This is a genomic window from Paenibacillus qinlingensis (assembly GCF_031455095.1).
GTDB classification, from domain to species: domain Bacteria; phylum Bacillota; class Bacilli; order Paenibacillales; family NBRC-103111; genus Paenibacillus_E; species Paenibacillus_E qinlingensis_A.
Genome location: NZ_JAVDSB010000019.1, coordinates 94993 through 114920 on the forward strand (window position 1 = coordinate 94993; position 19928 = coordinate 114920).

General features: G+C 47.0%; 13 protein-coding genes and 1 riboswitch. Of the genes, 9 read left to right on the plus strand and 4 right to left on the minus strand.

Annotated features, from left to right (window positions below; translation table 11 throughout):
• Nucleotides 1–27 precede the first annotated feature (27 nt).
• The 7 genes from J2736_RS29685 to J2736_RS29715 all read left to right on the plus strand — a co-directional run bounded on the left by J2736_RS29685 (nt 28) and on the right by J2736_RS29715 (nt 10012).
• Nucleotides 28–1269: an MFS transporter gene (locus J2736_RS29685; protein ID WP_310502199.1), complete on the plus strand. Its 1242-nt coding sequence runs from the start codon at nt 28–30 to the stop codon at nt 1267–1269.
• Between the two features lie 135 nt (nt 1270–1404).
• On the plus strand, nt 1405–2871 hold the full coding sequence (locus J2736_RS29690; RefSeq protein WP_310502200.1) for a polysaccharide deacetylase: 1467 nt from the start codon (nt 1405–1407) through the stop codon (nt 2869–2871).
• Nucleotides 2872–2935: 64 nt separating this feature from the next.
• A complete protein-coding gene (locus tag J2736_RS29695) occupies nt 2936–3913 on the plus strand; it encodes an AAA family ATPase (protein WP_310502201.1) in 978 nt (325 codons plus the stop codon).
• Between the two features lie 51 nt (nt 3914–3964).
• Nucleotides 3965–5134: a DUF58 domain-containing protein gene (locus J2736_RS29700; RefSeq protein WP_310502202.1), complete on the plus strand. Its 1170-nt coding sequence runs from the start codon at nt 3965–3967 to the stop codon at nt 5132–5134.
• Entirely contained in the window at nt 5121–7544 is a 2424-nt protein-coding gene (locus J2736_RS29705) for a DUF4129 domain-containing transglutaminase family protein (RefSeq protein WP_310502203.1), read from the plus strand. Before J2736_RS29700 ends, J2736_RS29705 begins: the two co-directional genes overlap by 14 nt.
• A 112-nt stretch (nt 7545–7656) precedes the next feature.
• Nucleotides 7657–9195, plus strand: a complete 1539-nt coding sequence (gene guaA / locus J2736_RS29710; protein WP_310502204.1) for a glutamine-hydrolyzing GMP synthase — start codon at nt 7657–7659, stop codon at nt 9193–9195.
• 454 nt (nt 9196–9649) lie between these two features.
• Complete coding sequence (locus J2736_RS29715) at nt 9650–10012, plus strand: DUF1304 domain-containing protein (protein ID WP_310502205.1); 363 nt, start codon at nt 9650–9652, stop codon at nt 10010–10012.
• A 226-nt stretch (nt 10013–10238) separates the two neighbouring features.
• Here J2736_RS29715 and J2736_RS29720 read toward each other — a convergent pair whose 3' ends face one another.
• The 4 genes from J2736_RS29720 to J2736_RS29735 all read right to left on the minus strand — a co-directional run bounded on the left by J2736_RS29720 (nt 10239) and on the right by J2736_RS29735 (nt 15714).
• Complete coding sequence (locus J2736_RS29720; RefSeq protein WP_310502206.1) at nt 10239–10697, minus strand: hypothetical protein; 459 nt, start codon at nt 10695–10697, stop codon at nt 10239–10241.
• A gap of 100 nt (nt 10698–10797) precedes the next feature.
• Nucleotides 10798–12630: an ABC transporter substrate-binding protein gene (locus J2736_RS29725; protein ID WP_310502207.1), complete on the minus strand. Its 1833-nt coding sequence runs from the start codon at nt 12628–12630 to the stop codon at nt 10798–10800.
• 120 nt (nt 12631–12750) lie between these two features.
• Complete coding sequence (locus J2736_RS29730) at nt 12751–14259, minus strand: ABC transporter permease (protein ID WP_310502208.1); 1509 nt, start codon at nt 14257–14259, stop codon at nt 12751–12753.
• Between the two features lie 12 nt (nt 14260–14271).
• Nucleotides 14272–15714, minus strand: a complete 1443-nt coding sequence (locus tag J2736_RS29735; protein WP_310502209.1) for an ABC transporter permease — start codon at nt 15712–15714, stop codon at nt 14272–14274.
• Nucleotides 15715–15941: 227 nt separating this feature from the next.
• Here J2736_RS29735 and J2736_RS29740 point away from each other — a divergent pair, with 227 nt between their 5' ends.
• Together J2736_RS29740 and J2736_RS29745 are read left to right on the plus strand one after the other, a co-directional pair.
• Nucleotides 15942–17675: an ABC transporter ATP-binding protein gene (locus J2736_RS29740; RefSeq protein ID WP_310502210.1), complete on the plus strand. Its 1734-nt coding sequence runs from the start codon at nt 15942–15944 to the stop codon at nt 17673–17675.
• Between the two features lie 191 nt (nt 17676–17866).
• Nucleotides 17867–17967: riboswitch (purine riboswitch) on the plus strand.
• A gap of 231 nt (nt 17968–18198) precedes the next feature.
• Entirely contained in the window at nt 18199–19602 is a 1404-nt protein-coding gene (locus J2736_RS29745; protein WP_310502213.1) for an NCS2 family permease, read from the plus strand.
• Nucleotides 19603–19928 lie beyond the last annotated feature (326 nt).

Sequence of the window (19928 nt, forward strand, 5' to 3'; positions counted from 1 at the left end):
ATACTTTGTATTGAGGTGGTATCCAATATGTGGCTTATGCTCAAAGACCGTAGAATGAAGTTTCTCATGCTAGCAAACATGTTATCCTCGATTGGCTCCGGGATTACGATGATCGGGGTGCCATGGTTACTGGTGAATAGAGCAGGGGGGAGTGAGATCTATGGGTACGCAACGCTTGTTTCTACCCTCATTTTGTTCCTGCTATCGCCTCATATAGGCGCGTATATCGACCGCATTTCCCGGAAAAAAATGCTGCTAGGCAGCGAGATAGTCGGCGGTACCGTGACGCTGCTATTGGCGTTGTGGGGGATTGCTGATGGTCATTTTGAAACGTGGCAGTTAATTGTGATCTACTTTAGTGGCTCTTTGTATTACAATGTGCACTTTCCAACGCAGTTCGCGTTTACACAGGAGATCTTCTCCAAAGAACAGTACAAGACATTAAACGCAATTCTTGAGGTACAAAATCAATCGACCTCCATGATCGCGGGGGGCTTGGCGAGTCTGCTTATCGACCATATCAACTTTGGATGGATCCTAATAGCGGATGCGATGACCTATTTCTTAGGATTCGGCCTTTTTCTACTCATTCCTTATATCAAGAATAAGTCCGTTACAGCAACGGGCGCAGTCTCCATGTGGGCGAATTTTAAGGAAGGATACACCTATTTGAGGACGAGACCGCTATTGGTCTTATTTTTCCTGTGTGCGCTAATGCCTTTCCTCTGTGTCATGGTGGGTAACTATCTGTACCCTGTGTACATAACCAGCGTTCTTCATGGCGGTGCCAATGTGCTTGGAGCAGCGGATATGATATTTGCTGTAGGAGCAATTGCAGCAGGTTTAACGATCCCATTGATCATGAAGCGTCTCGGGGCATATGCCACAACGATTCTCGCATTTGTTATGTTTAGTCTATCAATTGTGTTTTTCTATTCGTTCCCAATCGTTTCTATCTTTCTAGTATTTAAAACGTTGAATGGCTGGGGAAATGCGGGGAGTCGCGTAGCGCGGAATACCATTCTGATGGAAATGGTGCCAAACCACTTGATCGGTCGTGTGAACAGCTTCTTCAACACCGTAGGGATGGGGATGCGCGTTATGCTCATTGCAATCTGCACGCAAATCGTTTCCTTCCAAGGGGCGAGAAGCGCGATATTGCTGCTTGGTGTACTGCTCATTGTCAGCTTTGTAGGCTTGATAGGAAGTCGATCTCTGTTTAAAATGGGGACCAAAACGGAGCGTTCTACCTTGCCGCAGGAAGCGTAAGCTGTGAATAGATAAACCTATAACGATGCTTCTCCTTGCGGAGAGGGATCGTTTTTTTTCGTGTCATACTCTCGTACCTTCGCCCATATAATCTATCAGATGTCAAAATGATAGAACATGCGGAGGGATCATCGGATGCGCTTACAGGTACAGGCTCTTAACAACAGAAGGCTGCGGATTCAATTCATGATGGTTGTTGTTTTACTAGTTTCACTTTTGGTTGGTTGGATGCCAGCCAAAGCTGCGGAGTCTGAAGCGGATCCAGCCGTGCAAGAAGTATTTGGGCAGCTTCAAGCAGGGAAGCGACTGAAGAGCGATAGAACTTATGTAACACCGGAGCAGCCGACTGTGTATCTGACGTTTGATGATGGTCCTAGCAAGCTGACGAATCAGGTGCTGGATATTTTAGATAAAGAAGATGTCAAAGCGACGTTCTTTGTACTTGGCGAGCAAGCGAAAGCGCATCCTAACGAACTCAAAAGAATTGTAAAAGACGGTCATGCCATTGGCAATCATACCTATAATCATGTTTATAAAGAGCTTTATAGTGATTTTCAAACCTTCTGGAACCAAATCCAGCGCAGTGAGGACGTGATTTCAAGTATCGTGGGGATACGCCCGCAGCTTACACGAGCGCCTGGCGGGACTGCTACTAATTTTGATGCTAACTACTTCTACCTCATGGAGCAAGCGGGTTATATCGTGCATGATTGGAATGTCGACAGCGGCGACTCGAAGAGAGCGAACGTGCCTGTGAACGAAATTTGGCAGACGGTGAAGGCTTCACCGCTGGATCACGAGATCAATATTCTGTTTCACGATGGAACAGGGCATGAATCTTCTGTCCAAGTATTACCCCAAGTGATTAGCTATTACAAAAAGTTAGGCTATACGTTCGCTGCGTTAACTGAGCAAGTGAAACCCAAACAATTTGCCATCTCGAAGCCGAAATGGTCAAGAAGTATGAGTTTGCCGCGTTTTCAAGCGCTGTTAGATCAAACACAGGAATATGCCACCGCACACCCGAATGCTGCGAATGTAGCGAAAATAGCTGAAGAAAAACGCTTGGCTCAGAAACTGGAAGCTGAGGAAGAAGCAAAAGCCAAAGCGAAGAAGGAAGAAGAGGAAGAGGCTGCGCGTATACTTGCCCAACAGGCGGCATTGCCTCTGCAGGTTCATGTGCTCGGGGGGAATACATTTAACATAGAACCGTCCGTCTATAAGCTGCGTGCAAATCAAATAGAACTGCCTCTGCGCTATCTGATCGAGAAGATGGGCGGCAAGGTAGAGTGGCAAGCAAGTACGAAAACAGCCAATGCGCATTACGGCATTTATGATATGGATTATGATCTGACCAATAGAAGCATTCGTTTGTACACCTTAGGGACCCAAACAGCCACCTATTCGCTAGCGGATATGGATATGCAAAACAATCAAATTATCGTTCCGCTGCGCAAAACAATTGATTCACTAGGCGGACGGATTACGAACGCGGTGATGGCAGGAGACAATCGTCAAGTGACTATGGCGCTGCGGCCACTCTACTTTTTCAAAGAAAATAATAGTATTCTCAAAAACTCTCTATTTGCCATGGGTGGTTAATGTCTAAAAGAGTAGAGAGCTGGAAAAACTAGAAGCATACCCTTATTAAGGAGGCTTCTTGTCTATGGCGTCGAAAACCCGAATATTCGATCAACCGCAGCCTCTCGTGGAACGGATGATCATGAACGTAGAGAAAGTGATTGTTGGCAAAAGAGAGACGATAGAGAAAGCTTTTATCGCGATGTTAAGTGGCGGGCATCTCCTGCTAGAGGACGTTCCAGGTGTAGGCAAAACCATGCTAGCACGCGCGTTAGCCAAAACGATCGGTTGCGAGTTTAAGAGAATTCAATGTACGCCAGATTTGCTTCCTTCGGATGTGACCGGTGTTTCTGTTTTTAATGTGAAAAGCAATGAGTTTGAGTTTCGTCCAGGGCCGTTAATGACATCTGTCGTACTTGCGGATGAGTGTAATCGGACTTCTCCGAAGACACAGTCTGCATTCTTGGAAGCGATGGAAGAGAAACGAGTGACGATCGATGGCACGAGCTATGAGCTGCCTAAGCCCTTCGTTGTCATCGCGACGCAGAATCCCATGGATTATGAAGGCACGTATGCTCTGCCAGAGGCGCAGATGGATCGGTTCATGATGAAGCTTTCGCTCGGTTACCCTACGCATGATCAAGAAATTCTCATGCTGGATCGCTTGCAGGACCGCCACCCGCTCGAAAGTTTGAAACCTGTTATTGTGCAGGACGAATTTGTGCAATTGCAAAAAGAAGCGGCCATGATCCATGTGGATAACACGTTAAAAGATTTCATTGTGCGCTTAGCTTTAGCGACGCGGGATCATGCTGATTTCTACGTGGGCGCAAGTCCTCGGGCATCGTATGCCTTGATGCGTGCTGCGCAAACGGCGGCTTATGTGAAAGGGAGAAGCTTTGTTGTTCCAGATGATATTAAGGATTTGGTACTTTCCGTGTGGACGCATCGACTTATTCTGACTTCGGATGCTCGCATGATGGGGCGTTCGGCAGAACTCATTCTCCAAAGCATACTAGATGGCATGCAAACACCAGTTCTTCGTTATGTTACAGCGAAGTAGGGGGCCATTATGAGAAGCTGGGGGAAGACGTCTATACTGCTCATAAGTTGTGTGTTGGTGATTTATTTGGCTTATCGCCAAGGTGGATTTGCCGCGTGGTATCTCGGTATTTGTTTATCGTTGATCTGGATACAGGCCGGAATATTTTATGTTTTTGCCCTGAAAGGCTTGAGTTTAAAGCGACATCTGTCTGGTGATGTGTTACTCTCCGGTGAAGATGTGACGATTGTCGTGGAGATTAAGCATCAGTCTTGGGTGCCTATGCCGTGGCTGCTGATGAAGGAAACCTGGATCCATGAAGGAAGCGGGCGGAAGTTGACGTACAGCAAGCTGCTGTTCCCATGGTTTCAGAAGTCGCTGTTGCTTTCTTATAAAATGACCCATTTGATGCGAGGCTGCTACCGATTTGCTCACCTTGAAGCTGCTGCGGGAGATCTTTTTGGTTTCGCCCTTCGCAAAGTACATAGAGAAGATCTGCAACGATATGTCGTGTATCCAAGGCCGGATGCGTTGGGTCGAAGCGGGATGACCTTCCAATCTGATGAGGGCTCTTCCGGACATAAGTCAAAAGCCGAAACGCCGCTGATCAGCTCCGTACGTGATTATGTCAGCGGTGACCCGTATCACCGCATCCACTGGAAATCGACGGCTCGTCTGAGCCGTCTGATGACCAAGGACCCCGAGCAGACCGCCTCCACGAAGTGGATGCTGCTGCTCGATGTCGCGCCTGCGGCGGGCCCAGCAGAGGCGGCTCAGCCACTGCTGGAGAAGGGCGTCGCCCTGGCGGCCGGCTTCTTCGAAGCCGCCGCGAGCGGGCGAGAGAGCTGCGGCTTCGCCTGCAGCAGCTCCAGTGCTAGGCGAATCGCGCCGACGATTCGCCCTGACCTAACGCTCGCGTACGAAGTACTCGCGAGCGTTGGCGGCAAGCCCGCCATTTCCTTTCCTGACCTCGTCAGGAAAGAGGCGGCAGACTTGCCGCTGCATGCGTCGATGCTGTGCATCACATCGACGCTGGATGTGGCGCTGGTGCGCGCTATCGCAGATAGCGGCACCAGGCGCCGAGCCGTGCACGTGATCTACGTGCACGCGCGGCCTTCCCTCTCGGTCGCAGAGCGAGAGGGGGCTTCTCAGCTGCAGGCCGCAGGCTGCAGCTTCACGGAAGTGCCGCATCCGCAGAGCCAGTGGCCAAAGCCGGGGGGTGTTGCGGATGCAACCGCTTGAACCACGCCGCGGGCTGCGCGCGCGCACTTCACCTTTTAGCCGCTCTCGCTCAGGCGCTTCGCCTTCGGGTACTTTGCCCTCAGGGGTTTCGCACACTGGTGTTTCACGCTCTGATGTTTCACACTCAGGCACTTCGCCTTCAGACGCATCGCAATCTCGCACCAGCTCCCAACTCATTTTCCGTGCAGACAGCCTGCCGCCTATGCAAAGCAATCTCTTTCGAGACAGTCTCATCACCTTGCTGCTCTTTCTACTTCTTACGGAATGGCTGCGCCCGTTGGCTTGGATGGCTGATGAAGCGATACAAATTGGACCGGTCCTTGTTGTTTTTGCCTTTTGCCTGGCGCTGGATTGTTTTAGGGTTCCTTATGGCTGGGGATGGCTGGCGAAGTGCAGCATGATCGTGATGTTCATTGGCTATATGTTTTATCGGGAGACCTTATTTACTGGAGAATGGATCCTCTCTTTGCTGAGGACATTCGTGCAAGATTTCATGTACATCGTTCAAGCGCATTTTGATCTAATCAGCGGTGAGTTGCGAACACTCCTTTTCTTAATGGGCTGGGCTTTGCTGCTCTCTGTCGTCCAAGCGCTTATGCTGCAGCGCCAGCATAGTCTTTGGTTTGTGATGGCTACGCTGATATATCTTGTCGGTCTACAGCTCGTATTAGGGGCAGATACCGTGCAAGGGATTATTCGCACATTAGGCTATGGGCTTCTCCTGATGGCTTTACTGAATCTATCGAGAATCGAGCAGACATATCGCGTGTCAATGACACGTTCAACTAGTTATATGCAATGGCTAATCGTCAGTGTGATTGTGGTTGGGGTTCTGTCAGGGGTTGGCTGGTTCTCAGCCAAACAAACAGATTCTGAGCCTCTGATGGCACCGGTCAGTTGGACGCATTGGTATGATCGTTTATTTGAGCTCTATAACGAAGACATGGAAGCGAGTTCTGCCGTGTCGACATCTGGCTATGGTCACAACGACACTTCGCTAGGAGGTCCACTCCAAGTGGACACATCGCCAGTGTTTACCGCCAAGACTTCTGAATTAACCTACTGGCGTGGCGAATCCAAAAGCTATTACGATGGCAAAGGCTGGACACAGCCCGTTCAGAAGCTGGAGCCCTTTACGACCTCGAGTCTATCCTCATCGGCACTGCCAGACGTACAGCAGGAGATCTTGTGGAGTGGGAGCTCATCAAGTAAACAATTGTTCGCCGGTGGTCAGCTGCGGAGTGTTGACATGCTGCTGAGTGATAAAGGGAAGCTGATTTCGTCCAGTCAACTTTTGACTTCCAAAACGAGTGGCTTAATGACCTTGCCGGAAATGGAGGAATCGCTCTCCTACTACAAAATGACCGTACAACCCATCAAGGAGAACCCGGATCTGTTGAACACAGATATCGGTCCTTATCCGGATGAAATCACTAGTGAATACTTGCAATTGCCGGCAACATTGCCACGAACGGTGCGGAGCACGGCAGAGCAGGTAACCGAGAATCGGTTGACGCCATATGCCAAAGCGGTGGCCATCGAGCAGTATTTGAGCCAAACCTTTCCGTATAGTCTCGAAAAGCCTACCGCACCCAGCCGCAGCGAGGATTTCGTCAATCATTTCCTGTTCGTGGATAAGACAGGATATTGTGATCATTTTTCGACTGCAATGGTTGTCATGCTGCGTTCTGTGGGTGTACCTGCCCGTTGGGTGAAGGGGTTCGCTCCAGGATCAGCAGGCTCCAGTGATGACAATGGATTGCAAGAAGTTATCGTTCGGAATCAAGATGCGCATTCCTGGGTCGAGGTCTATTTCCCAACCATGGGCTGGGTGCCGTTTGAGCCTACTCCTGGTTTCTCAGGGATATCCGCAGACCAACCGAGAGATATGTTGACTAGCGAAGCTATGGAACAGCTGGGATTAACCGCTTCAATCACTCGTACACCAGTGCCAAGTTCTGTCATGACGAAGTCGAGCGAGTGGCTGCATACATTGAAGAATAATCTTATCCAATTGGTAAAGGCTTATAAGAGTGCTGTTTTCGTTGTGCTTGGGGGCATCTGCCTGCTTATTGGTGTGGTTATTTTGCTGCGACGTCAAGGTTATTTGTTGCGTAGAACGGTGGAGCTCCCCGGCTACAACAATGGAACTTTAACGCAGCAGCATCCGTTGACGCCGTATATGGATCGTTTGTGGAGACAGCTTTTCCGCAAATATGGTGTAAAACCAGCGAATCAAACGGTTCGCGAATACGTCACGAACCTTCAGGTGAACCATCAAGGGCAGCAACAGGCACTGATGACTTTCGCTCAAATCTATGAAAGTGTCCGCTACGATCCTACGCGTGCATTCGCTTATTCGAAGCGGGAAATTACAGCGATTTGGAAAGCCATTCAAAAGACACATTAAATCCCCTTTACATCCTAGGTGCCTAATGTTTAAAATTAGTACCTAGAAATAGCGGTAAGTGGACAAGGGTTCACCCGAAGCTTCAATCGCTATGAACCTAGGAGGTCGGATAATGAGTAAACCGAGTGAATTGATTGTTGTTTTAGATTTTGGAGGCCAGTATAACCAACTAATTGCTAGACGAATCCGTGATTTGGGCGTATACAGCGAGTTGCTGCCGCACAACACAACGGTTGATAAAATTCGTGAAATTAACCCAAAAGGGATTGTATTCTCTGGCGGACCTGCAAGCGTATATGGCGAAGGAGCTCCTTCAGTCGATGCTGGCATTTTCGATTTGGGTATTCCAATTTTAGGAATTTGCTACGGGATGCAGTTGATAGCCCACCAATTGAACGGAAAAGTTGAACGTGCACATACGCGTGAATATGGCAAAGCAGATCTTGAGTTCTCGAACCAAAGTCCGCTAGTCAAAGGTCTAGAGGCGAAACAAACGGTATGGATGAGTCATGGTGACCATGTTTCCGTTCTACCTGACGGCTTTGTTGTTGAAGCAAGTACGGAGTCCCTTCCAATTGCTGCAATGAGCAACCGTGATCGCAACATCCATGCTGTGCAGTTCCACCCAGAGGTTCGTCACTCTGTTCAAGGGAACGAAATGATTCGCAACTTTATTTATGAAGTGTGTGGCTGTCATGGCGATTGGACGATGTCCTCTTTTGTTGATGATATGATTAAAGAGCTTCGTGCTGAAGTTGGCGATAAAAAAGTGCTTTGCGCACTTAGCGGCGGTGTGGATTCCTCCGTTGTTGCGATCCTGCTTCATAAAGCAATCGGTGCGCAATTGACGTGCATGTTCATTGACCACGGTTTGCTTCGTCAAGGTGAAGGCGAAAGCGTTATGGAGACGTTTGTCGGCAAGTTCGACATGAAAGTCGTTAAAATCGATGCGAAAGATCGTTTCCTCGGCAAATTAGCTGGCGTTGCGGATCCAGAGCAAAAACGTAAAATCATCGGTACTGAATTCATTCGCGTGTTCGAAGAAGAGTCCAGCAAGTTCGATGACTTCACTTTCTTGGCGCAAGGCACGTTGTACACGGATATCGTAGAAAGTGGTACAGCTACCGCGCAAACGATTAAGTCTCACCACAACGTAGGCGGACTGCCGGAAGATATGAAGTTCAAGCTAGTTGAACCATTGAAAACACTATTCAAAGACGAAGTGCGTAAAGTAGGCGAAGAGTGCGGCCTTCCTGCGGCTATCGTTTGGAGACAACCATTCCCAGGTCCTGGTCTAGCGATTCGTGTTCTAGGTGAAGTGACTGAGGATAAGCTGAAAATCGTTCGTGAATCCGACGCTATCTTGCGCGATGAAATCGCCAAAGCTGGCCTAGATCGCGAGATCTGGCAGTACTTCACGGCGCTTCCAGGCATGAAGAGCGTTGGTGTTATGGGCGACGCTAGAACATACTCCTACACGGTAGGTATCCGCGCAGTTACATCCATCGACGGGATGACAGCGGACTGGGCGCGTATCCCTTGGGATGTGCTTGAGAAAATTTCCGTTCGTATCGTCAACGAAGTTGAGAACGTGAATCGTATCGTTTACGATATCACTTCGAAGCCGCCAGCTACGATTGAGTGGGAATAGGATATAGCTTGTAAAAATGACTCTCTTTTATTTGCGTTATTTAGCGAATAAAAGGGAGTCATTTTTTTATGACCAGAATTTGTATTGCCTTCTATCCTTTGGTGCGTGTAATATGAACATTACGTTTACTTTCACTAATGGGAAGTTCATTTATAGGAGGAATCCATGAACGCGCAATTTTGGAGTATAGCAGCTTATAGTGCTTTTTTGCTGTTGTTGCTATCGTCTGCATGCTTTGCACTTATGAAATTCAGAACTGGCCAATGGCGAGATCACAGGCTTGCAGTCAACAAAGAGAGCGATGAACCTGCCCAAAAAACTTCAAAGCTATAAGAACTCTTTTTGAGCTAAGCTAAAGTATACAGCTCAAAGGGAGTTTTTTATTTGTTAAGCCAGAGAACTGGACAAATATGTTACATTAATCATATGGCATAATTTGATTGGAGGAATAGTTATGACAATAATCGCAGCGATTTTGGTAGGTCTAGTTGCGCTTGAACATCTGTATATCTTGGTGCTGGAAATGTTCCTATGGACAACTCCACGTGCAATGAAATCATTTGGAATGACGAAAGAAAATGCTGGAATCACGAAGAGTTTGGCTGCTAATCAAGGGCTCTACAATGGTTTTCTGGCAGCTGGTCTTGTTTGGGGGCTTGTCCATCCAGATGCATCGTTTGGCCGATCGATTGAAATTTTCTTCCTTGTGTGTGTGCTCGTTGCAGCCGCATTCGGAGGGGCCACCGCGAAGAAATCAATTTTACTCGTTCAGGGTTTGCCTGCACTAGCAGCGCTTGTTTTCGTTCTTCTTTCCTAGCTGAAGAGCTGTAGTTACACAAAAATACTCCCTTTTATTTGCGCGTTTTGCGAATAGAAGGGAGTATTTTAAATTTATTTGGGAGGAGCTATAGCCTGTCACCTCACACAGAACGCTAGAATCCGCTGTAAGCTTGCTTGAGGGGTTCCGAAGGTAAATGCATATCTGTACGTAGTTGAGTCCACTAACGTAAAGCACAGCGACTTAGCGCGGAAGGATGACGGCTTCAGCCGCGAACGAGAGGCTCTATGACGAATGTCGATCTCGCCTCAGGTGAAGACGATTGCTCGCCGCGTACTACCCACCCGTATGAAAGCACAGCCGTTAGAAGGCTATACTCTTCTGACGAAAGGCTCGCTACAACTGACTCTTGACCCGCCTCGAGCTGCAGCTCAGCTTCCTGTCCGAACACGACAAGTATCCAGCTGGCAATGCCGCGGAGCGTGTTGTATTTGATTTGGTAGCCGTGCCGTACAGCTTGTTCGAATGCACCCGGATCGCTGCTCTCGAGCTCCGTTAAGCGCGCATAGTCAAATTGGAATTTGCTATCGTCTACCGGAAGCTGGTGGCCAGTGCGAACCCGTTGAAGCAGCTCGTCTGTGGACCATCCTTGATTCTTAAGTGATTCTAGGATGAGAGCATCCCATTGCGACAGTTTAACTGGACTTGATTCGGAAGTTGGCATTTGGTTTCGCTCCTATCTATGCGCATGGCGTTGTATGAAAGAGACTGCCCAATCGTCATATCGACGATGAGGCAGTCTTTAGCATGTTCAGCGGTGATTCTTACTTGCTGGCTTTATATTTGCTTAGGAAATCCTTTACTTTTGCAGGATCTGCTTTGACTTCTAAGCCTGTTTTGACAAGTGGGCTTAATGTCGAGATCGCTTTGAACTTATTGTTTTTGTAGTAAGCAAGGAATTCGTCTTGATTAATCGAGTGCAGCACAGCTTTTCTCAAATCAGAACTTTTGGCAATGTCACGGTTCTTGGTGTTGAACAGAAGGTAGGACACAGCGTTACTAGGCATTGTTTGTAGCAAAAGCTTAGTATCTGCTTTAACGACATCGTACTTCGTCTCGGACACACCGTAGTACAGGTGAATCTCACCACTTCTTAGTGCGGATAGGGAAGCTTCAGCATCTTTGATGAAACGAATTTTGATAGAATCTACTTTTGGCTCATACTTTGTGCCCTTCATATATCCAGGGTTTTTGTAGAAGACGGCTTCATAATCATTTTTGTACGACAGGATATAAGGACCGCTTGTTGCCAGCGTATTGTTGTATTTCGCACCTTCAGTAACCCCTGCTTGGTCGCCGTAGGCGATGTCTTTGTTTACATCATATTTGGCTACATCATATGTGTTGATGCTTTCGACTTGTTTCTTGGAGACGATACCAGCCGATTGATGAGCTAAATAGTTCAATACTTGTGGGAATGGCTCTGTTGTTGTCAATTTGATAACTTGATATTTGCCTTCTTTGTTGCTTACTTTTGTTTTGTCAGATACAAGGGAAGAGATTTTGGAGCCTAGACCCTTTTCCAAGCCTGCTTTGATCGTGTCGGAGCTGCCGGAAATTTTAATGGAGTCTAGTACTGCAGGGTCAGTCACAAGCTCAACATTTTTAATATGTTCATGCAATGTGAATGTACGGTGATTCGGTACGGAATTTTTGTTCTTAGCACGATTCAACGAGAAGATAACATCTTCAGCGCCAACGCGTTCGCCAGAATCAGCCCCTAGCTTGTTCTTGATTTGCGCAAAGTTAATATCGTCACGCAGTACGAAATAGTAGTCTGAATTCCCTTCAGCAATTGCAAAGTTGTGTGAGAGGGAACCCTCAGGCGTTAGCTTGTCGTCGTCCGTCAAGTTAAGTAGGCGTACATACATGTTTGTGTTAATGATGTTAATCGAACCGTCGTTCCCTTTGATCGGATCGAGGGATGTCAAAGACGGAAGAGTGGACTGAAGAATAATCGGTTCTTTCGCACGTTTAGCGGCATCTTTGAAATCAAGTTCTTCCCATGGGAGAGAGCGTGACTTCGAAAGTCGTACAGATTCTTTTTTCAATACATCTTGATTGAACGCTTGTGCTTTAAGTGAGTTGTAGAGTGGTGCGATATACGCTTTGTCTAGAACGAGTTGCTGCTCGAATTTTTTGTAAGTCTCTGCATACTGCTCTGGCGTCTGAGCGGCTGCTTGATCAATCAGTTTGTCGATTTCTGGATCGGACATGATGCTGTAGTCGCCGCCTGTTTTAAATAGGGAACGTACCGCATAGTCAGGGTTCCCGGTTACTGTAGTCCAGCTGGATAGGGCAGCGTCGAAGTTACCTGCATCCTGTTGGGCTTTGAACGTACCGTAATCCGGCTGAATGTTCAGCTTAACGTTGAAACCGTTCTTTGTAAGTTGATCACGAACGATGTTGAGGTCCGTTTCGTTAGCGCTCGTACCGAGTAGTTCGATATCTACTGGCGTAGTATTAGCGGCTGCTGTTGCACCTGCGGCTGGTGTTGGTGTTGCAGCGGCTTGGTCTTTGGTTGTGAAATTGCATCCGCTAAGCATCATGGAGACACCGAGGATAACGGGGATGACGACCTTGCTTTTCTTAATCATAGTTTGACCCTCCTAATAAATTTAAGTATATGAACGCACATTCATTCCATAATCCTTCAAGTTAAATCGTTACGATGAAGTCATGGAGTAAGAATGAATATTCCAAGAGGAATAGCTTGTTTAGTCGAGCTTGGGATCAAGCGCATCGCGAAGACCGTCGCCAAGGAAGTTGAAAGACAGCACTAGCGCAATAATGGCCAAGCCAGGGTAGATGGCTGTATAAGAGTGAGTTTCGAGATAGGAGCTTCCTACCTTCAAAATATTGCCCCACTCGGGGATATGCGGCTCAACGCCGAGTCCGAGGTAGCTTAAGCTGCTCGTAGAGATGATAGCCCCGCCTACGGTTAACGTAGATTTGACAATCATCGGCGCAATCGAGTTGGGTACGATATGTCTAAGTAGGATGATTAGATCGCCTGCACCGAAAGCTCGCGCTGCCTGCACATATTCCAGCGTAGAGACGAGCAACACGTTGGCTCTCATGGTTCGTGCATAGGTTGGGATCGCCCCAATACTGAGCGCAATAATAAGATTAACCGTGTTGGCGCCGAATGCCGCGATGATCGCAATCGCCAATAGAATGCCAGGAATCGCATAAAGGATGTCGAGCGCTCGCATGATGAGATTATCTGTATTGCGTCCGTAGTAGCCGGATATCGCTCCTAATGTCCCCCCAATGATCACGGGGATCAATGTCGAGAGAATACCAACGAAGAGTGAGATACGTGCACCGAATACAATGCGAGAGAATAGACATCGGCCAAAGTTATCCGTACCAAGGGGATAAGTAAGGCTTGGTGATTGCAGGATAGCTGAGTAGTTATTATCGATAGCTAGTCCATAGTCGAACGTTAAGTAGCTGCACAATGAAATGGCTATCAAGAATCCGATGAACCACAGGCCAAGCATGGAAGTCGTACTGCGGGATAGCCGCTCGACAACTTCATTTAATTTGGTTCCCGACGAGCCTTCCTTGTTCTGAAGCTTGGTTATCAATAAGATGCCAAGTGCAAGAGCGAAGAGATTGCCCGTTAGCGAGGTTGCAAGCACCAGGACGGCGACGATCCAGAACCATTTGGGCAGAAGTTGTTGATCTGCATAGCGGGAGATCAGAAGTAAGCCAAGTATTTGAATGACGCCAGCGAATAGAATGAGAGCCATACCAGGTACAAACATATTGGATACATAGGGCTTGAAGACGTTTAACGCCGAAACGGCGAACACAAACACAGTTGTTAATAGTGCGTAGACCGAGAGTGTGTAAATGGCACTATTCTTACGCTTAATGAGTTGAAAAGCTGCTGTTGCGATGAAGATATTCGCCGTCAGCAAGCTAACCAGCAGTACGTAACCTAGCCAACGCGTGGTGCGACGTATCTCTCCGTATTGGAGCAGGTCTCTGCGAATCAAGGCCATTGTCCCCAATTGGAGCAGAGCAAAGACCAAGTAAGAGACAAAGGCAACGAAAACGACTGAATTCGTAGCCAATTGTGCACCGTCAAAGCTGTTAAACAACAGAACCAACGCCAAGCTCAAGGTGGCGATTCCGGCAAAGCTGGCCTGTCCGTATTCGGAGCAGGTCTGTAATCTAAAGTGAATGTCCTGTTTACTAAGTATCGATTTCGTCACGTTGGTCACCTGCTAGTATTGTTTCATTTTGGAACGGATTCTTGGATCAAAAAATGCGTACAGAATGTCGATGATGACATTTACGATAGAGATGGTGATAGCGGTATAGACGACACCACCCATAATGGCCGGAATATCGGGGATAAACTGTTTGTCCACGATGTAACTCCCAATTCCGTTGATATTAAAAACCTTCTCCGTAACAGCTGCGCCTCCCAGCATCCCACCGAACTGTAATCCGATGACTGTGATAATTGGGATCAACGCATTACCCACGGCGTGCTTCCACAGCACTTGTCTGCGTGAGAGTCCCTTCGCCCGAGCTGTAATAATGTAATCCTCATGGATGACTTCCAATGTGGAAGAACGTGTCATCCGAGCGACCGCGGCTGTCAGTCCTGTCCCCAAGACAATGATTGGCATAATCATCGATAAGGCGTTCTGCGGGTTATAGGTAGCGGGCAGCCAGTGCAGCTTGATTGAGAAATTCAAAATAAGAACCAAACCTTGCCAGAAGTTAGGGATGGACAAGCCAATCAGTGCAATTAACATGAACGTATAGTCCACAAAAGAATTTGGCCGTGTAGCCGATATCAACCCGATCGGCAGTGCGATCAATACGGCAATTATCGTAGAGATAACTGTGAGCGTGAGCGTTACAGGAAACTTCGCAGCGATTGAGGTTGTGACAACTTCGTTGCCTGCGAATGATTTGCCTAAATCGAAGGTGATAATCCCCCGAAACGTATCCCACAATTGAACCAGATAAGGTTGATCCAATCCGTATAGCTTATTGAACGAAGCAATCTGCTCTGCTGTAGCGGTCTCTCCAATAATGTTGGCCGCTGGATTCATAGGGGACAGGTATAGAATCGTAAAGACGAGAAAGGCGACGCCAAATATGACGAAAACGGTCATCACGAGCCGCTCCATAATATATTTGAGATAGGCGTTGCTATAGACGAACATGAGTACATACATGAGAACGCCAGGTATTATGGATAAAGCAAGAAACGCTGGGTTTCGAATCAACTGGCTGAAAGTATCCGCATAGGTGACCTTCGACCTGTTGTTTCCCTCTTGCGCAGCTTCAAGTTGACTCAGTAAAGCTTCCTTAAATTTGATCGCCGTAATCTGATTAGCTTCACGTTCCAGCTTCTCAGGTGCAACGGTTTGACCAAAGAATCGGTGCTTGCGTTCAAGTTGTTCCTTCGTCTCTTCGAAAAGTCGATCTCGATAGCCGGAGGACGTCCATTGCTGCTCTAGCTTGTCCAGCTCAACCTTGTGCATACTATGCTTCTTACTGTAAAGATAGACAGAATAGACGATGAGGTGCAAGGGAGCTCCCACTAGCAGTAGCAAAAAACGGTAAGTAGGATGTAAAAGCATTTTGAAAAAGAGATTCCCGAGTCGATCGACGAGTAGGGATTCTGTAGCTGCAGTGTGCCCGGTCAAGTTCGTGTGCTCCTTTGTCGGTCAGTTTTTATATTGCATTATTCCGATCGATATAGTAGATTTTAAGAGTGGTAACGAAAAATGTCAATGAAAGTCGAAAAATTGTTTATTTTATTTGAATTATATAATTTTTTTATCGTTTTGATATAATTAACTTATATTTTAACATGTATTTACGTATGATAGAAACTTTCTTTTCAAGTTTATCCCAACTCAAAGGTGATTATATGACATCCATTTTAGAAGTGAAGCAATTGTCAGTTTCTTTTTACGCTCGCGATAAGGAGGTTGAAGCGGTTCGAAATGTAAGTTTCTCCGTTCGCGAAGGAGAGACGCTGGGCATCGTAGGAGAATCCGGCAGCGGGAAAAGTGTTACTGCACGTACGATCATGCGGTTATTGCCGTCCCCGCCTTCGATGGTGAAGGGAGGACAGGTCCTCTTTCAAGGTCAGAATCTAGCTGATAAGTCAGATTTGGAGATGGAACATATTCGCGGTCGCGATATCGGGATGATCTTTCAGGATCCGATGTCCTCACTTAACCCAACGATGCGTATTGGCCGGCAGATTGAAGAGAGTCTAATCAAGCATCGGGGACTGGGGAAACAGGAAGCACAGCAGGAAGCCATTGAGATGCTGAAGCTAGTTGGTATCCCTTTCCCAGAAACACGCTACTATCAGTATCCCCATGAGTTTTCCGGTGGTATGCGTCAACGGGTAATGATTGCAATTGCGCTTGCTTGCCGGCCGTCGCTGCTCATTGCGGACGAGCCGACCACATCGCTTGATGTCACCATTCAGGCGCAAATTTTGAATCAGATGAAAGAAATTCAGCGGAAGCTGGGCACGTCCATTATTTTGATTACCCATGATCTAGGTGTCGTGGCAGGTATGTGTGATCGGGTCGTGGTTATGAAGGATGGCGAGGTTGTGGAGACGGGCACGACAGAAGAAATTTTTGCTGCACCGAAGCATCCCTACACGATACGATTGTTAAATTCACTGCCTAGGCTTGATGAGAAAAAGAAACCAAAGCTGGTGTCCGCTGTAAGTCATTCAGCAGATGAACGTTCCTTGCTTCAGGTTAGATCACTGAAACAACATTTCAACTTAGGTAAGGGTCAGATCATCAAAGCCGTTAATGATATCAGTTTTGATATCCGTGCGGGGGAGACGCTTGGCGTTGTAGGAGAATCAGGTAGTGGCAAATCCACCACGGGTCGAACGATCCTACGCCTAAACGAGGCAACAGGTGGAGAAGTTCTCTACAAGGGGATCTCACTTAACCGCTTATCCCGCGGAGAGATGAAGACGATGCGACGCTATATGCAGATGATCTTCCAGGATCCGTATGCATCATTAAATCCGCGTATGCGCGTTGCCGACATCATTGGCGAGGCACTTGATCTTCATCGGATGACGAAAAGCAAGTCTGAGCGTCAGCATAGAATCGAAGAATTGCTGGAGATGGTGGGACTTAGCGCAGCTCATGCGATGCGTTACCCGCATGAGTTCTCTGGCGGACAGCGGCAGCGAATCGGCATCGCACGAACATTGGCAGTAGAGCCGGAATTTATCGTATGCGATGAGCCGTTATCGGCGCTGGACGTATCTATTCAGGCACAGATCGTTAAGCTTCTGGAGGAGCTGCAACAACGGTTAGGGTTAACATACCTATTTATCGCGCATGACCTCTCAATGGTCAAACATATCAGTGACCGTGTGGCGGTTATGTATAAAGGCAAAATCGTAGAGCTAGCAGAGAGCGAAGAGTTGTATGCGAACCCTTTGCATGCCTATACGAAGTCACTGCTTGCGGCCATTCCTGTACCCAATCCAGCGGTAGAGTCTCGCAAGAAGTTCGTGCCGCTCCTCGATCCGTCCATTCAAGATCCGTACGGGTTGGACCGTTCGCAATTTGTTGAAGTGCAGCCTGGGCATTGGCTGGCTGTAGCAGACTGACATCAACATACGATGAGAAGCGTGTCTCTTCATACAGAAGAGATGCGCTTCTTTTTTGCTTTTCACGCAAGTGATCCCCACGTTAATTTTGTTCTTTTTACGTGAAATAAAAAGACGAACGATTTGTTATAATTTACCCTGTAAACGTTCGTCTTTTTTTATTGACACTTGCCCAATTCTTCAATAGAATATGAAATTGGATAACAGTTTTTCGTATAATCTCGGGGATTGGCCTGGGAGTTTCTACGAGATCACCGCAAATGATCTGGCTACGAAAAAAAGGAACGGTATCCCTATGAGTTTTTTCTGTAACTTCACTTTCTGAAGGCAGCCCTCATATGGACGGCTCCTTTTTCGTACCCGGAATCAGACACCACGATTCCGGGTTTTTTGCTGTTGGCCGGAAAGCATATAGGTACACGTTGCTTTACACAACCTTTATAAACGCGTTCGTCCTAAAAGGACGATGGAGGCGTTTATCTGTGGTTCCCCACCATTCATTAGGAGGAGTAGGAAGATGGATTTGGATCGTTTTTTTAAGTTGAAACAAAATGGCACCACCGTAAGAACAGAAATCATGGCGGGGATCACGACGTTCATGACCATGGCTTACATCCTAGCAGTTAATCCAGATATCCTGAGTGCTTTTAAAACAGGGGCAACTGGTGGAGAATGGACCTCTGTGTTTTTAGCAACAGCTATCGCGGCAGGCGTCATGACAATTGCGATGGGGCTTTTCGTTAATTTCCCTGTAGCTCTAGCTCCGGGAATGGGTTTGAATGCGTACTTCGCGACGATCATCTTGACATCACAAGGTAAATTTACGTTTTCGATGGCTCTTACAGCCGTGTTTATTTCGGGGATTATCTTCATCATCCTTACGATTACGAAAATGCGTCAAATGCTTCTAGTCGCTATCCCAGATAGTTTGAAGCATGCGATTACTGTGGGAATTGGTTTGTTTATCGCGATGATCGGCTTTAAAAACAGCGGTATCCTTACGGTAGCCGTTGAATCAGGTACTGATATTAAAGCACATCAATTTACGGATGTTCTTTCTTTCGAAACTATTTTCCATATGGGTTCATTAGAAAATAAAGGTGTTATTTTAACACTCGTCGGTATCTTGTTGATTTCTATTTTGCTGGTAATGCGTGTGCGTGGCGCGATTCTATTCGGGATTCTAGGAACGACTGTAGTCGGTTATTTCATGGGTATGGTTGATTTAGCTACATTAACTAGCAGCGAAACAACATGGGTACCGGATATGTCAAAGCTACGTTTCGCAGATTTTGATTTCGCAGGCATTATGACAACAGGAATCGTATCTGTTATCGTTACTTTCACGTTCGTTGAGCTATTTGATACATTCGGTACAATGGTAGGAACAGCGAATCGTGCTGGTATTATGAAGAATAAAGAAGAGGGTACCAAACGCGTGGGTAAAGCGATGTTCGTGGATGCGATCGGCGTCAGCGGTGGTGCATTAGTTGGAACGAGTACAGTAACAGCGTTTGTAGAGAGTTCAGCAGGTGTAGCCGAGGGTGGTCGCACAGGTTTAACAGCAGTATCTACAGGTGTGTGTTTCTTGCTTGCCCTGTTCTTAGCGCCAATTGTTATGCTAATCCCTGGATCTGCAACTGCAGCGGCATTGATTGTGGTTGGTGTTCTCATGGTTCAATCTATTAAAGAGATCGACTTCCAAGACTTCGTTATCGCGATCCCAGCGTTCCTTACAATTGTATTGATGCCTTTCACATACAACATTGCAAATGGGATTTCCTTCGGTATCGTTACTTATGTAGTACTTGCAGCAGCAGCTAATGCTAGTGGCAAAAGTGAGAAGAAATACAGTGTCCACTGGTTAATGTGGATACTAGCTATTCTAATTATTGCTCGATACGTCTTTATTGGAAGCCAAGGTTAAAAGAAGATAAGGCTATGGTGCATCATGCGCCAGGGCCTTTTTTAATTGTCGTTTTTTCCCATGGGATAAAAACTTGCAATCCCTTGGAGGATTTGTTATATTACTCCTTGTCGCTTCGGCGGTCGAACAAAAGAACGAATGAACGAAAGAAACTTTCTGAAAAAAGTTCTTGCATTCGAACAAGTTGATGTGGTATATTACTTCTCGCTGCTTCGGTAACACGGTAGCGAACGAAAGAAATTGATCTTTGAAAACTGAACAACGAGTGAGTAAGCACAGTCGAGTAATCGACTATAAATGAGATTGCAAAATCTCGCTAGCTTCAA